Annotated in this window: 16 protein-coding genes; 15 read left to right on the top strand and 1 reads right to left on the bottom strand. The window is 54.3% G+C overall.

The annotated features are described in order from the left end of the window. Nucleotides 1-62: 62 nt before the first annotated feature. Nucleotides 63-227, bottom strand: a complete 165-nt coding sequence (mciZ, locus tag NYE48_RS17740; RefSeq protein ID WP_340999598.1) for a Z-ring formation inhibitor MciZ — start codon at nt 225-227, stop codon at nt 63-65. Between the two features lie 153 nt (nt 228-380). Here mciZ and NYE48_RS17735 point away from each other — a divergent pair, with 153 nt between their 5' ends. The 15 genes from NYE48_RS17735 (at nt 381) to lysA (ending at nt 13,300) form a co-directional block, all read left to right on the top strand. Then, the gene (locus NYE48_RS17735; RefSeq protein ID WP_340999597.1) at nt 381-953 is read left to right on the top strand and encodes an NUDIX hydrolase; all 573 of its coding nucleotides are present in this window, start codon (nt 381-383) and stop codon (nt 951-953) included. Then, complete coding sequence (locus NYE48_RS17730) at nt 950-2,185, top strand: endonuclease Q family protein (RefSeq protein ID WP_340999596.1); 1,236 nt, start codon at nt 950-952, stop codon at nt 2,183-2,185. Before NYE48_RS17735 ends, NYE48_RS17730 begins: the two co-directional genes overlap by 4 nt. Before the next feature lie 57 nt (nt 2,186-2,242). Continuing rightward, nucleotides 2,243-2,893 carry a stage II sporulation protein M gene (gene spoIIM, locus NYE48_RS17725; protein ID WP_340999595.1) on the top strand — a complete coding sequence of 217 codons (651 nt, stop codon included), beginning with the start codon at nt 2,243-2,245 and terminating at the stop codon, nt 2,891-2,893. Between the two features lie 92 nt (nt 2,894-2,985). After that, nucleotides 2,986-3,468, top strand: coding sequence for a ferric iron uptake transcriptional regulator (gene fur / locus NYE48_RS17720; protein ID WP_340999594.1), 483 nt, complete (start codon nt 2,986-2,988; stop codon nt 3,466-3,468). 192 nt (nt 3,469-3,660) lie between these two features. Continuing rightward, nucleotides 3,661-3,894: a DUF4227 family protein gene (locus NYE48_RS17715; protein ID WP_339324272.1), complete on the top strand. Its 234-nt coding sequence runs from the start codon at nt 3,661-3,663 to the stop codon at nt 3,892-3,894. A gap of 82 nt (nt 3,895-3,976) precedes the next feature. Continuing rightward, complete coding sequence (gene xerD / locus NYE48_RS17710) at nt 3,977-4,912, top strand: site-specific tyrosine recombinase XerD (protein WP_036714534.1); 936 nt, start codon at nt 3,977-3,979, stop codon at nt 4,910-4,912. Continuing rightward, nucleotides 4,899-5,723 carry a purine-nucleoside phosphorylase gene (locus NYE48_RS17705; protein ID WP_212946876.1) on the top strand — a complete coding sequence of 275 codons (825 nt, stop codon included), beginning with the start codon at nt 4,899-4,901 and terminating at the stop codon, nt 5,721-5,723. The genes xerD and NYE48_RS17705 overlap by 14 nt, the downstream gene beginning before the upstream one ends. A gap of 264 nt (nt 5,724-5,987) precedes the next feature. Then, a complete protein-coding gene (locus NYE48_RS17700) occupies nt 5,988-7,169 on the top strand; it encodes a D-alanyl-D-alanine carboxypeptidase family protein (protein WP_036714536.1) in 1,182 nt (393 codons plus the stop codon). Nucleotides 7,170-7,262: 93 nt separating this feature from the next. Then, the gene (gene spoIIAA, locus NYE48_RS17695) at nt 7,263-7,616 is read left to right on the top strand and encodes an anti-sigma F factor antagonist (RefSeq protein WP_036714537.1); all 354 of its coding nucleotides are present in this window, start codon (nt 7,263-7,265) and stop codon (nt 7,614-7,616) included. Further along, entirely contained in the window at nt 7,613-8,074 is a 462-nt protein-coding gene (gene spoIIAB / locus NYE48_RS17690) for an anti-sigma F factor (RefSeq protein WP_036714538.1), read from the top strand. Before spoIIAA ends, spoIIAB begins: the two co-directional genes overlap by 4 nt. An 11-nt stretch (nt 8,075-8,085) precedes the next feature. Next, nucleotides 8,086-8,841, top strand: coding sequence for an RNA polymerase sporulation sigma factor SigF (sigF, locus tag NYE48_RS17685; RefSeq protein WP_036714539.1), 756 nt, complete (start codon nt 8,086-8,088; stop codon nt 8,839-8,841). A gap of 174 nt (nt 8,842-9,015) precedes the next feature. Continuing rightward, nucleotides 9,016-9,657: a stage V sporulation protein AA gene (locus NYE48_RS17680; protein ID WP_036714540.1), complete on the top strand. Its 642-nt coding sequence runs from the start codon at nt 9,016-9,018 to the stop codon at nt 9,655-9,657. Nucleotides 9,658-9,674: 17 nt separating this feature from the next. Next, nucleotides 9,675-10,082: a stage V sporulation protein AB gene (locus NYE48_RS17675; protein WP_341000687.1), complete on the top strand. Its 408-nt coding sequence runs from the start codon at nt 9,675-9,677 to the stop codon at nt 10,080-10,082. A gap of 179 nt (nt 10,083-10,261) precedes the next feature. Then, entirely contained in the window at nt 10,262-11,851 is a 1,590-nt protein-coding gene (locus NYE48_RS17670; protein ID WP_212947425.1) for a spore germination protein, read from the top strand. A gap of 117 nt (nt 11,852-11,968) precedes the next feature. Continuing rightward, nucleotides 11,969-13,300, top strand: coding sequence for a diaminopimelate decarboxylase (lysA, locus tag NYE48_RS17665; protein ID WP_212946875.1), 1,332 nt, complete (start codon nt 11,969-11,971; stop codon nt 13,298-13,300). The last annotated feature ends 177 nt before the right edge of the window (nt 13,301-13,477 follow it).

The following is a 13,477-nucleotide window of genomic DNA, read 5'->3' as shown; positions in this document are numbered from 1 at the left end:
CGAGAAAATCCAAAAAACCATGACAATTTTCACATTTTTTTATATCTTTTCCATATTCGGGATCACCACGATCCGGCATCCGTGCGTCTTAAGGCCGCTTCTCTCCCGAGTATCGCGCTTAGAGGGGCGCGGGGTTCGGTTTCTTTCATCCACTGTTTCAGCATGATCCGGATCTGCCAGGCTTGACCAACCATATGGATCGAGGTCTCCGTGCGGTAGCTCTTCATAAGGGGCTCTCCTTCTTTCCTGCGTGAAGTTTGTTATAATAACACCATATGTGTCAGTCTGTTCAAACATGCTTGTTTTTAAAATATAGGGCTTGCAAATTTCATAGAAACCATAGAGGACGTTTGCAAAGCCGGATCAAGGAGAGAGACGCTTTGAAACCAATTTCATATTCGAATCCAAAACTCGACGAAGTCACGGTTTCCACGAAACCCGTATTTGAGGGCAACATCATTTCGCTCCAAATCGACACGGTCAAGCTGCCGGACGGCGGCACGGCTTCCAGGGAAATCGTGAGGCATCCCGGCGCCGTGGCGGTGCTGGCGATCCATGACGACAAAATCATTTTGGTCGATCAATACCGGCAGGCCATGGGGCGCTGCGAGCTGGAAATACCGGCCGGGAAGCTCGAAAAAGGAGAAGATCCGCTTGAAGCGGCCAAACGGGAGCTCCAGGAGGAGACGGGGTATACATGCCAACAAATCCGGCTGCTGCATTCGTTTTACACTTCGCCGGGTTTTGCGGACGAGTTGATCCATTTATATGTAGCGGAAGGGCTGGAAAGCGGGGAAGCCGTACCGGACGAGGATGAATTTCTCGAGCTTTACGAGATGACCTTGCAAGAAGCGCTGGAGGCCGTGAAATCGGGGAGAATCAGCGATGCCAAAACGATCATGGCGGTTTATGCTTGGAAGCTGCAGCAGCTGACGGGAGAGTTCCGGATATGACGTTACCTGACGGCAGCATGACACCAGGAGATCCCCGCCCAACATTGAAGGAATTTTATGCCGATTTGCACATCCATATCGGTCGGACGACTTCCGGACAGGCCGTAAAAATAAGCGGAAGCAAGGACTTGACGTTCGCGAATATCGCCAAAGAGGCCGCCGGCCGCAAAGGCATGGATTTGATCGGCATCATCGACTGCCATTCGCCCGAAGTGCAAAAGGATATCATCGACTGCCTGGAATCCGGCGAAATGACGGAACTTCCCGGCGGCGGCATCGCCTATCGCGGAACGACGATCCTCTTGGGCAGCGAAATCGAAATCTATGAGGAAGGAAAAGGGGCGGCCCATCTCCTTGCCTATTTTCCGGACCTGGCGGTCATGAGTCATTTCACCGATTGGATGGCCGGGCATATGAAAAACGTCAATCTGAGTTCCCAACGGATTTACGTGACGGCGCGGAAACTGCAGGAGGAAATTTACGCCAGGGGCGGCATCATGATCCCTGCCCACGTGTTTACCCCGCACAAAGGAATCTACGGCAATGTGGCGCCGCGGATGTCCGACGTGCTGGACCTGGACATGGTAAGCGGCGTGGAGCTCGGGCTTAGCGCCGATTCGGAGATGGCGGGGCTGATATCCGAGCTGGACCGGTTTACGTTCGTCACGAATTCCGACGCGCATTCCTTGGGCAAAATCGGCAGGGAGTACAACCGGATCCGGCTTGCCGAGCCGGGCTTCCGCGAATTCGCGATGGCGCTGGACCAATCGGAGGGACGCCGCGTGACGGCCAATTTCGGCCTGAACCCCCGGCTCGGGAAGTACCACCGGACTTACTGCCTCGGCTGCAGCCGCATCCTTGACGGGGAGAAGGCGATGACGGGAGCCTGCCCCCATTGCGGCAGCTTGAAAAAAGTGCAGGGGGTGCTCGACCGGATCCTGGACATCGCCGACCGAAAACAGCCCGTGCAGCCGGACGGACGGCCAAATTATCATTATCAGGTGCCGCTCGAGTTCATTCCGGGCCTGGGAAAAGCCACGAGGAAAAAGCTTCTGGAGCGTTTCGGCACCGAAATGGCGATTTTGCACCGGGCGTCCGAAGAGGAGCTCGCCGGGACGGTCGGGGAAACAATGGCCCGCCAAATCGTCATGGCGAGAAACGGAACGCTGTCGCTGTCGGCCGGCGGCGGAGGGACATACGGAAAGGTGGACGTATCTACCGACAAGTCATAGTCGGACGCTTGTCTTCATAGAGTAGAGGTATGTGACAGGAAGGGAGAGATCCGTCAAATGCGAACTTTCCGCCATACCTTGAAGGAGCAAAATATTCTATACATTTTTGTTGCCGTGCTGTTTCTTGTAGGGGTCATATTCGGGGCTCTTATGGTCAATGCGTTGTCGCTGGAGCAGCAGCAGGATCTCGGGCGGTATCTTCAAAACTTTTTCATGACGGTAGACCAAAACGAAGCCGGTACGGGCGCTGCGCAGTCTTTCTGGAGCATCGCCGGCCTGCATTTGAAATGGGTCGGGCTGATCTGGTTCCTCGGATTGTCCGTAATCGGGCTGCCGGGCATTCTTATCCTTGATTTTCTGAAGGGCGTGCTGATCGGGTTCACGGTCGGTTATCTCGTCGGGCAGTTTTCATGGAAAGGGCTGCTGTTTGCGCTCGTGTCGGTTGCCCCGTCCAATCTGCTGATCATTCCCGTGCTGATCGTGTCCAGCGTCTCGGCGATCGCGTTTTCGTTGCACGTGATCAAAAACAGGGTGATGCTGCATAATCGCGTCAATGTCACGCGTCCTTTCGCGCGTTATGTCGGTTTGACGCTGGTGATGTGCGTGCTGATGCTCGGCGTGTCCTCGTTCGAGACGTGGGTGACGCCAAGCATGATGAAATGGGTGACTCCCGTGCTGCTGGAGACGGCGGCGGTGCCCGGATCGTGAGCAAAATGGTTTGACTTTGCCGCGCAACTCCCTCTATAATAAAAGATATGATATAGCAAAGGTACAGTGATTTTCCTGTGGGGAGGGAGAAAATGGAAGCGCGGATCGATAAAATCAAACAACAACTGCAATCCCAGGGCTATAAGCTGACACCCCAGCGGGAAGCGACCGTCAGAGTTTTGCTCGAGAATGAAGAAGATCACCTGAGTGCGGAAGACGTCTTCATGCTCGTCAAAGAAAAAGCTCCTGAAATCGGTCTGGCTACCGTGTACCGTACCCTTGAGCTGCTAAGTGAATTGCATGTCGTTGAAAAAATCAATTTCGGCGACGGCGTTGCAAGGTATGATTTGCGGACGGATACCGCAAAACACCACCATCATCATCTGATTTGCGTGAAATGCGGCAGCATGGATGAAATCCGCGAGGACTGGCTGGGGCCGCTGGAAGAGCGGCTGGAACGCGAGTTTAATTTTACGGTGTCCGATCATCGGCTTGATTTCCACGGCATCTGTTACCGCTGCAAGGCGAAAGAAGAGGAAGAACACAGCGAAACAGCGGGCAAGTCGAAACTTTAATCCATCGGATCACGATCCTCCAAGATCACAAGCTCTCGCCGGCATGATGTTTGCCGGTGGGGGCTTTTTTGGTAGGCGGGGGCGAAGGGCTTGTCATATCGCAAGGCGCATGTTCATAAGCTGTGTAACGGGAAGCGCTTATGCTTCGCTTTTTTCGATTTTCCCAGCCATCAGCCGAAAGGTGTGATCCGAATGATTATATCGGTGAGAAAATGCCTGTCGACATTGAAATTTCTGCTTGTTTTTGCCGCGCTTACCTACGCTTTGTACCAGCTATTCAGTCTGATTGGGGCATGGATTACGCCGGTCGACCATTACCGGATTCCGGAAGGGCATGCCGTTAAGGCTTTCCACCCCTCCGACCAGGCCCCGGCGGGCGAAATGATGGGCGACAGGCTGCGGTTCTTTTATTGGTACGGTGAGTAAGGGGAACGACAAAGAAATCCGGGGGGCTGTCCGATTCATGAACGGATCTGCAAAATCTATTTGAAGGAGCTTTATTTGACTTATGATACAGTACGTAGAATCCTTCATCCGCCATTTGGGTGAAGAGAAGGGGTTGTCTCAAAGCACGCTTGAGTCCTATGAACGCGATCTGCGGCAGTTTTTCGAGTTTGCCTCGCGGCAGGGGATTCAATCGGTCGACGAGATCAAAAAGCTGCATGTATCCATGCATATGAATGAAATGAAGCAAAGCGGGTTTACGGCATCCACGGTCATGAGGAAGCTGGTCTCGCTCCGTTCCTTCTTTCATTACATGGTCAAGGAGTCTTTGATGGAACAGGACCCTACGCTGTATTTGGAGTCGCCGAAACCGAAAAAAAAAGTTCCGCAAATATTAAGCGTCGAACAGGTGGAGCGCCTGCTGGCAGCGCCGGACCTCTCGACTTCGCCGGGAATCCGCGATAAGGCGATGCTGGAGCTGCTGTACGCGACGGGGATGAAGGTCTCCGAGCTGACGTCGCTTAACGTGGAAGACGTGTATCCCGACATGAAGTTTCTCCGCTGCACGAGCAGCTCGGGGAAGGAGCGGGTGCTGCCGATCAGCAGCATTTCAGCCGAAGCCGTGAGTACATACATCCATCGGATACGGCCTCAATTGGTCAAGGATGAACGGGAAAACGGGCTTTTCCTGAACAATCTTGGGACAAGGCTGACCCGCCAAGGGTTTTGGAAAATATTAAAAAAATATGCCGCGGAAGCACGCATTGACGGGGATATTACCCCGCATACGCTGCGCCATTCCTTTGCAGCCCATCTGCTCGAGGACGGGGCGGATATCCGTTCCGTCCAGGAGATGCTGGGGCACAGCGATATGTCCGCGGCTCCAATCTATAGCCTGTTGACCAAAAAAGCGATGAAGGACGTGTACCAAAGCCATCATCCGCGGGAGCGGGCGTATTTAACGATGTCGAAGGAGCGAAACGGAAATGACAATGATTAATCAGACAGTGATCCGCGAAGCGGCGGCTTACATTCAAGGCAAAACCGGTTTGAAACCCGAGGTGGGGTTGATTCTCGGATCCGGGCTTGGCGTTCTTGCGGATTTGATCCAGGACGGCATTTCGATTCCTTATCAGGATATTCCGCATTTCCCGGTATCGACGGTCGAAGGGCATGACGGCGAGCTTTTGCTCGGAACGATCGAAGGCCGCGCCGTCGTCATGATGAAAGGGCGTTTCCACATGTATGAAGGATACGGTCCGGAAGTAACGGCGTTCCCGGTGCGCGTCATGAAGGAACTGGGCGTGCAAAGCCTGCTCGTCACGAACGCGGCGGGAGGCGTAAATACATCCTATAAGCCCGGCGATTTGATGGTCATATCCGACCATATCAACCTGACGGGCCGAAACCCGCTGATCGGTCCAAACGATTCGGCGCTTGGCGTGCGTTTCCCGGATATGTCGGAGGGCTACAGCCGCCGTTTGCGCCAGACGCTCAAGACGATCGCCGCCGCGAAAGGCATCGAGGTGCAGGAAGGCGTATATGCGGGCATGCTCGGGCCTTCGTATGAAACGCCGGCCGAGATCCGGATGCTGCGGACGCTGGGCGCCGATGCCGTAGGTATGTCGACCGTGTCGGAAACGATCGTGGCGCGCCACGCCGGCCTCGAGGTACTCGGCATCTCCTGCATCAGCAACATGGCGGCGGGGATTTTGGACCAGCCTCTTTCCCACGACGAAGTGATGGAAACGACCGATCTGGCCCGGGACAAGTTTTTGAGCCTCGTGCTGGCGGTTATTCCGCAGATGTAATTTATGTTCTAGCGTACTTATGGCAACATGCCGAAAGGATGTCCGCAGGTCAGGTGACCTGCGGATTTTTTTGCGTTTTACCCAAAATTTTCCTCATAAGTCCGCCGATCCATGGAATATTTTTCTCGGAACCTGACGACACTGGAAAACAGCAGGATTTGAATTTTGCAACATATTTCCGCTTCCGTTCGTTTTCAGCCGGCTATTTTTCGGGTTTGCAAAATTCTCAAGATCAAAAATACGAGAGTCAGGAGGGGACTTATTTTGAGGAAGACACTATTGGCGGTGGTGCTGTCGGCATGCCTGTCGGCCGCGGCATTCCCGCAGGCAGGATTTGCGGAGGAAAAGGCCAAACAGACGGGGCAGGCGGATTTGGCGGCAAACGCAAAGTCCGCCATCCTTATGGATGCGAATACGGGAACTATTATTTACGAGAAAAACAGCCATGATAAACTGCCGCCGGCCAGCATTACCAAAATTATGACGATGCTGCTTACGATGGAGGCGATCGACTCCGGCAAGCTGAAGCTGACCGACAAGGTGCGCACCAGCGAATACGCAGCTTCCATGGGAGGTTCGCAAATCTTCCTGGAGCCCGGCGAAGAAATGACCGTTGACGAAATGCTTAAAGGCATCGCCATGGCATCGGGCAACGACGCTTCGGTGGCCATCGCGGAAAAAATCGCGGGGACCGAAGAAGCGTTCGTGCAAATGATGAACGACAAAGCGAAGGCGCTCGGGCTGAGGGATACCCATTTTGCCAACTGCAACGGGCTGCCCGCCGAAAACCACTACTCCTCGGCCCACGACATTGCCGTCATCAGCCGCGAGCTTTTGAAACATAAAGACATTACGAAATACACGGGCTCTTACCAGGATTACCTGCGCAAAGATTCCAAAAATCCGTTCTGGCTGGTCAACACGAACAAGCTTGTCCGGTTCTACTCGGGGGCCGACGGGCTGAAAACGGGATACACGTCCGAAGCGAAATTTTGCCTGTCCGCAACGGCGGTCAAAGGCGATCTGAGGGCGGTGGCGGTCGTGCTCGGCGAACCGAACACGAAGACTCGCAACGAAGAAGTGTCCAAAATGTTCGACTACATGTTCTCGCAATACAGCATGCATACCCTGTTCAAACCGGGCGACACGATCGGAACGGTCAAGGTCAACAAAGGGAACGTTAAGGAACTGACCTTAACCGCCGGACAAAACTACAGCGTGCTGCTGAAAAGGACGGCCAATGCCGAAGGCATCCGCCACGAGCTGCAGGTGCCGAAGGAAGTCAAAGCGCCGGTGCAGGCCGGACAGGTGCTTGGCAAGCTGGTCGTGTATCAAGGCGACAAAGTTCTCAAGGAATTCGAGCTGAAATCGCCGGAGCAAGTCGGCAAAGCCGGATGGTGGAAGCTGTTCAAGCGCACGGCCTCGAAATTGTTCCTTGTAGATTGATAGCGGTTTTCTTCTAGTTTTGTCGGGGTGCAGGAATCTCTTTTCGCTGCGTAGAAATCCTTGTTCAAGCGACAGGAAGGAGAGTGAGCAGGCGTGAATCTGCAAGTGGAAATGGAGCATCACCGCAAAACATTGATCGTCCGCCTTTCGGGCGAATTGGATCATCATACCGCCGACCATGTCCGTTTACAGCTGGACGAAGCGATCCAGAGAGGACAAACGGAGCATTTGGTGCTCAGCTTTAAAAATTTGCAGTTTATGGACAGTTCCGGTTTGGGAGTCATTTTGGGACGGTATAAGCTGATCAAAAGCAAAGGCGGAAAAATGGCCGTATGCGACGTCAATGCGGCGGTCTATCGTCTGTTGGACATGTCAGGGCTGTTTAAGATCATGCCTATTTATGATAACGAAGGCCAGGCGCTTTCGGGATTGGAGGTCGTGTCATGACGGAGAAAAAAGAGGTGCAGCGCAATTTCATGACGCTCCAATTTTCCGCCAAGTCGGAAAACGAATCCTTTGCGCGGGTGACGGTCGCGGCGTTTATCTCCCAGCTGGACCCGACCATGGACGAGCTGAGCGATTTGAAAACCGTCATTTCCGAAGCGGTCACGAACAGCATCATTCACGGGTATGACGGCAATCCCGAAGGAATCGTCACGATCAACGCCGAAATCGTCGGCGATACGGTGACCATCACCGTCGAAGACAAAGGGGCGGGCATCGAGGATTTGGATTTGGCCCGTCAACCGCTGTACACGTCAAAGCCTGAACTGGAGAGATCAGGGATGGGATTTACGATCATGGAAAACTTCATGGACGAATTTGAAGTTTCCAGCGAACCCGGCTCCGGTACATCGATCAGGATGAAGAAAAGGATTGAATCCAAGAAAGCTTTGTATAATTAGGGGTTGGGCGCATGGATGCTGATGTGAAAAAACCTTCGCAGACCTATCTGGAAGATGCGGAAGTCAAACGCCTGATCGCGCTGAGCCAGGCCGGAGACAGCATGGCCCGCGATACGCTGGTAAACTGCAACATCCGTCTCGTCTGGTCCGTTGTACAAAGGTTCATGAACCGCGGTTATGAGCCGGAGGATTTGTTTCAGATCGGCTGTATCGGTCTGCTGAAATCGGTGGATAAATTCGATTTGAGCTACGACGTTAAATTTTCGACGTATGCCGTGCCGATGATCATCGGCGAAATTCAGCGGTTCCTCCGGGACGACGGCACGCTTAAGGTAAGCCGCTCGCTGAAGGAAATGGCGAACAAAGTCCGGAAGAAAAAAGACGAGCTGTCGAAACACCTGGATCGGCTGCCGACCGTGAAGGAAGTGGCCGAAGAACTCGGGGTCACGCCGGAGGAAGTGGTATTTGCCCAAGAGGCAAACAAGCCCCCGACCTCGATCCATGAAACCGTCTTTGAGAACGACGGCGATCCGATTACGCTGATGGACCAAATCGCCGACGATACGCAGGAGCGCTGGTTCGACAAGCTGGCCCTGAACGAAGCGATCGACGGCCTTTCCGAACGCGAGAAGCTGATCGTGTACCTGCGGTATTACCGGGATCAGACCCAATCGGAGGTGGCCTCTAGGCTTGGCATATCCCAGGTGCAGGTGTCGCGCCTGGAAAAGAAAATATTGCAGCTGATCCGCGATCAGATTGCGCAGTAAACGCGCGGCGGACCGGTTCCAAGGATGTTTTTCCTTGGGCCGGTCCGTTTTTGTTTTTAGTGGATTTGGCTTTTTCCGGAAACAAGGGAAAACGTCCAGGAATGGTATCGATGGAGTAGAAAACGGAGCTTTTTCCTATACTAACGTCATTGAGGCAGCAAAGGAGTGATAGGAATGTCATCGAATTCGGCTCCTACGGTGTACCTGCAGCTGCGCAGCCGCGTGCCGATCACGCAGGGCAGGGTCGTGACGCTTGGGCATGTCGCCCGGATCCTGAGCGACCCGGAGTGGGAGGCGCCGCTTCGCAATTTGGAGCTGGTCGAGCCGCAAAAATGGGACGGCAATTTACTGCTTATCGACCTTATGCAAATCATACCGAAGGTGCAGGAGCTTATCCCCGGGGTGAAAATCGAACCGATCGGGCAAAACCACGTGCTGGTGGAGGTCGTCCAAAATCCGCGGAAGCCTTCCCTCGCGCTGTTTTTGCTCGTTTGGCTCCTTCTTTTTTTCGGCTCCGCGCTGACGATCATGAATTTTCATGCGGACGTCAACATGCAGGAGGTTCAGATCCGGACGGTGGAAATGTTGACGGGCAAACGGGACGAGCATCCTTACCTGTTCCAGGCGGCTTATTCGTTTGGCATCGGGTTTGGCATGGTCATTTTTTTCAACCATCTGTTCAAGAAAAAATGGAACGAGGAGCCGACCCCGCTAGAGGTGGAAATGTTCCTTTACCAGGAAAACATCGATCAGTTTGTCGTCGCCCAGGAATACAAACGGATGAAAGCATCGCAAAACAAGGGTGAACCGCATTGAACACGACGGCATTTGGTATGCTGGTGCAAATTTTGCTGGGCATTGCAGGAGGCATTGCCGTCGGCGGCGGCGTGATCGCCTTGTTTATCGTGCTGGACATGATTCCGAGGCTTGCCCAACTGACGCGTTCATACCACCAGGTACACTGGTACGAAGGGGCGATGGTCGCGGGGTCGCTGGTGGGGACCGTGTTTGATTTTTGGAATTGGAAGCTGTCGCTGGGCCCATGGTCGGGTCTGGTCGTCGGTTTGTTCCACGGCGTGTTTATCGGCCTGTTGGCCGCGGCTTTGACCGAGGTGCTGAACGTCCTGCCGATTTTGGCGAAGCGGCTGAAGATGATCCGCTTTTTATTCGGCCTTTTGATGGCGATGGTGACGGGGAAAGTGGCAGGCTCGTTGTTTGACTGGTTTGTGTACAGAAAGTAAGACGCGAAAGGGGTGCGTGGATCATGAACGAACATGAAAACGAACGAACAGGCATGGAGGATCCGGCAAAACCGGCCGTGGCGATGTCGTACGGCGACGCGGAGGAAGCAGAGGGAGAGGCGGCCTCGAGTTCAAACGCAGGCGATGGGAATGGCCATGATCCCGGGAACGGGTCAAACATGAAGGCGGCGGAAGGGCAGCGGCAGAAGGGTCCGGCCAAAGCCGAGGAGAAAAAGCGGGAAAAGGAGCACTCCGACTCGGTCGAGGAATCGGTCATCTACTGGCAAAAGACGGACGACATTTCGGGGAGCCTCGACCAAACGAAGGCGACGTTAAAGGAAGTGGTGGGACTCGGGACCTCCTTTGACATCGTGTTCCGCGAGATGACGCTGGCGGGGCAGCGCACGGGGCTGTTTTTCGTCAACGGGTTCGCCAAAGACAACATCATGCTCGAAATTTTGAAGCGGCTGACCTATCTGTCGGCGGATCAATTGACGACCGATGCGCTGAAAGCCTTTTTCGAATGTTATATCCCGCATATTCAGGTGGAAGTCGAAAAGAAGCTTAGCTCCACGATCAACAAGGTGCTGATGGGCATGTCCGCCCTGTACATCGAAGGCGAGCAGGCGGCCATCGTGCTGGATACGCGCACCTTCCCGGTGCGCAGCCCGGAGGAACCGAGCATCGAGAGGGTGGTACGGGGCTCCAGGGACGGCTTTGTCGAGACGCTGCTCAGCAATATCGCCCTTGTCCGCCGCCGCGTCCGCGATCCCGGATTCAAAGCGGAACTGGTCCAGGTAGGTAGACGTACACGTACGGACGTGTGCATTGCATATATTGACGATATCGTCGATAAAGTGCAGGTCGATTCGATCCGGGAAAAAATCAAAGGCCTGGACATCGAAGGGCTGCCGCAGGCGGATAAGCAGCTGGAGGAGGCGATCATCAACAAAGGCTGGCATCCGTATCCGCTGGTCCGGTATTCGGAGCGGCCCGACGTGGTGGCTTCGCATATTTTGGAGGGGCGCGTGGCCGTGTTCGTCGATACGTCGCCGAGCGTCATGGTCATGCCGACCACCTTTTTCGACCTGTGCCAGCATGCCGAGGAAAACCGGCAAACGGCATTTATGGGCACGTATTTAAGGTGGATCCGTTTTCTCGGGATCGTCGCTTCCATGTTTTTGCTGCCCTTATGGATGCTGTTGGTGGCCAATCCGGAATTGAAGCCGGGCTTTCTCCAGTTCATCGGGCCTCATGACCATGGCAAAGTTCCTTTGGTCGCCCAGTTTCTGATGGTCGAATTCGGGGTGGACCTGCTGCGGCTGGCGGCCGTCCACACCCCTACGCCGCTGGCGTCCGCCATGGGGTTGATCGCGGCCATCCTCGTCGGCGACATCGCGGTCAAAACCGGATTGTTCGTCAACGAAGTCGTGCTCTATATGGCCGTTGCGGCCATCGGCATGTTTGCGACGCCAAGCTATGAGCTCGGGCTGGCCAACCGGCTGGTGCGCCTGGTGCTTCTGGTGGCCGTTGCGCTCTTTAAGGTGCAGGGGTTCGTCATCGGCACGACGCTGCTCGTTTTGCTGCTGACGCTGCACCGATCGTACAATTCTTCGTATTTGTGGCCGTTTATACCTTTTAATGCAAAGGCGCTGGCGAGCGTATTATTCCGTTTTCCGCTGCTGGAGGCGAAGAAAAGGCCATCCTTCAACAAAACGCGGGATAACACGAAAATGGCGCCTAACCCGGACAATACGGATCAATCGTAGAAAAAATACAAATGTTTTGCTTAAAAATCCATTCATTCTCTTCCGTTGTCTGTTATACTGATGTAAAAGTTCAGATGGAAGTTTGATTTTCCACAGAAAGCGAAGGGATGCTGAATTATGTTCTTACATGGTACAAGTCAAATAAACGCAGCAGGGCATCTGGAAATCGGCGGTTGCGACGTGACGGAACTCAAGGCCCGATACGGAACACCGCTTTATATCGTGGACGAAGAGCTCGTGCGTCAGCGCTGCCAGCAGTACATCGCAGCTTTCCGCGCATCCGGCCTGAAATTCCAGGTCGCTTATGCAAGCAAAGCGTTTTGCACGATGGCCATGTGCCGCATCGCAGACCAGGAAGGCATGTCGCTTGATGTGGTATCCGACGGGGAGCTTTACACCGCGCTGCAGGCAGGATTTCCGGCCAAACGCATTCATTTCCACGGCAACAACAAAACGCTGGAGGAAATCGAAATGGCGATCGACGCCGAAATCGGCTGCTTCGTTGTGGACAACTTGGTGGAGCTGCACCTCTTGAATGCGGTCGCGGCCGAGAAAAACGTGCGCGTGCAAATTTTGCTCCGCGTAACGCCGGGCGTCGAAGCGCATACCCATGAGTACATCTCCACGGGTCAAACCGATTCCAAGTTCGGCTTCGACATCGGCAACGGATCGGCATTCGAAGCCGTGAAGCTGGCCTCCGAACAGTCGAACCTGGAGCTGCTCGGCGTTCATTCCCACATCGGCTCCCAAATCTTCGAGGTTGAAGGCTTTGAAATGGCGGTGCAACGAGTGGCGGAATTCGCAAAAAGCGTGTCCGAGCAGCTTGCCGTGCAGTTCAAGGTGGTCAACCTGGGCGGAGGTTTCGGGATCCGCTATGTGGACGGGGATACGCCGCTTGAGGTTTCGCAATACGTAAAAGCGATCACCGATGCGGTTAAAACCCATTTTTCCGGATGGTCTTCCGAGCTTCCCGAAATTTGGGTGGAGCCGGGCCGGAGCATCGTCGGCGACGCCGGCACGACGCTTTACACGGTCGGAACGAGCAAGGACATTCCGGGCGTCCGCAAATATGTGGCCGTAGACGGCGGCATGACGGACAATCCGCGTCCCGCTTTGTACGAATCCAAATATGAAGCGCTGCTCGCCAACCGCGCGAACGATCCGGTCGAAGAGACGGTTTCCATTGCCGGAAAATGCTGCGAAAGCGGCGACATGCTGATCTGGGACCTGGACCTGCCCAAAGTAAACAGCGGAGACCTGCTGGCTGTTTCCTGCACGGGAGCGTACAACTATTCCATGGCCAGCAACTATAACCGCATTCGCCGTCCGGCGGTCGTATTCGTCCGCGAGGGCGAAAGCGATCTGGTCGTCCGCCGCGAAACGCTGCAGGATATCGTCGGCAACGACGTCATCCCGGAGCGGATCAGCAAGCAGGCTGTCCTGAAGTAAGGATTTACAGCGGTCCGAGAGATCGGGAACAGCCGTCGTTAAAAAGCAAGAATTGGTGAAGAACAAAACACGGAAAAGATCATTTCTGTATTGGGGAATGCGGAAATGGTCTTTTTCGTTTCCCGAAATCATTGCAAAAGGGTCTGCATGTAAGATACAATCAGGTAGTGAGTCCAA

It is taken from the genome of Paenibacillus sp. FSL M7-1455, assembly GCF_038004655.1.
Taxonomy (GTDB): domain Bacteria; phylum Bacillota; class Bacilli; order Paenibacillales; family Paenibacillaceae; genus Paenibacillus_AQ; species Paenibacillus_AQ cookii.
This window is presented reverse-complemented; position numbering and strand designations above follow the sequence as displayed.

What these genes read in the sequence shown, in the direction of transcription:
- mciZ (WP_340999598.1), bottom strand. Translation starts at nt 227, where the DNA reads ATGAAGAGCTACCGCACGGAGACCTCGATCCATATGGTTGGTCAAGCC.
- NYE48_RS17730 (WP_340999596.1), top strand. Translation starts at nt 950, where the DNA reads ATGACGTTACCTGACGGCAGCATGACACCAGGAGATCCCCGCCCAACA.
- spoIIM (WP_340999595.1), top strand. Translation starts at nt 2,243, where the DNA reads ATGCGAACTTTCCGCCATACCTTGAAGGAGCAAAATATTCTATACATT.
- fur (WP_340999594.1), top strand. Translation starts at nt 2,986, where the DNA reads ATGGAAGCGCGGATCGATAAAATCAAACAACAACTGCAATCCCAGGGC.
- NYE48_RS17715 (WP_339324272.1), top strand. Translation starts at nt 3,661, where the DNA reads ATGATTATATCGGTGAGAAAATGCCTGTCGACATTGAAATTTCTGCTT.
- xerD (WP_036714534.1), top strand. Translation starts at nt 3,977, where the DNA reads ATGATACAGTACGTAGAATCCTTCATCCGCCATTTGGGTGAAGAGAAG.
- NYE48_RS17705 (WP_212946876.1), top strand. Translation starts at nt 4,899, where the DNA reads ATGACAATGATTAATCAGACAGTGATCCGCGAAGCGGCGGCTTACATT.
- spoIIAB (WP_036714538.1), top strand. Translation starts at nt 7,613, where the DNA reads ATGACGGAGAAAAAAGAGGTGCAGCGCAATTTCATGACGCTCCAATTT.
- sigF (WP_036714539.1), top strand. Translation starts at nt 8,086, where the DNA reads ATGGATGCTGATGTGAAAAAACCTTCGCAGACCTATCTGGAAGATGCG.
- NYE48_RS17680 (WP_036714540.1), top strand. Translation starts at nt 9,016, where the DNA reads ATGTCATCGAATTCGGCTCCTACGGTGTACCTGCAGCTGCGCAGCCGC.
- NYE48_RS17675 (WP_341000687.1), top strand. Translation starts at nt 9,675, where the DNA reads ATGCTGGTGCAAATTTTGCTGGGCATTGCAGGAGGCATTGCCGTCGGC.
- NYE48_RS17670 (WP_212947425.1), top strand. Translation starts at nt 10,262, where the DNA reads ATGAAGGCGGCGGAAGGGCAGCGGCAGAAGGGTCCGGCCAAAGCCGAG.
- lysA (WP_212946875.1), top strand. Translation starts at nt 11,969, where the DNA reads ATGTTCTTACATGGTACAAGTCAAATAAACGCAGCAGGGCATCTGGAA.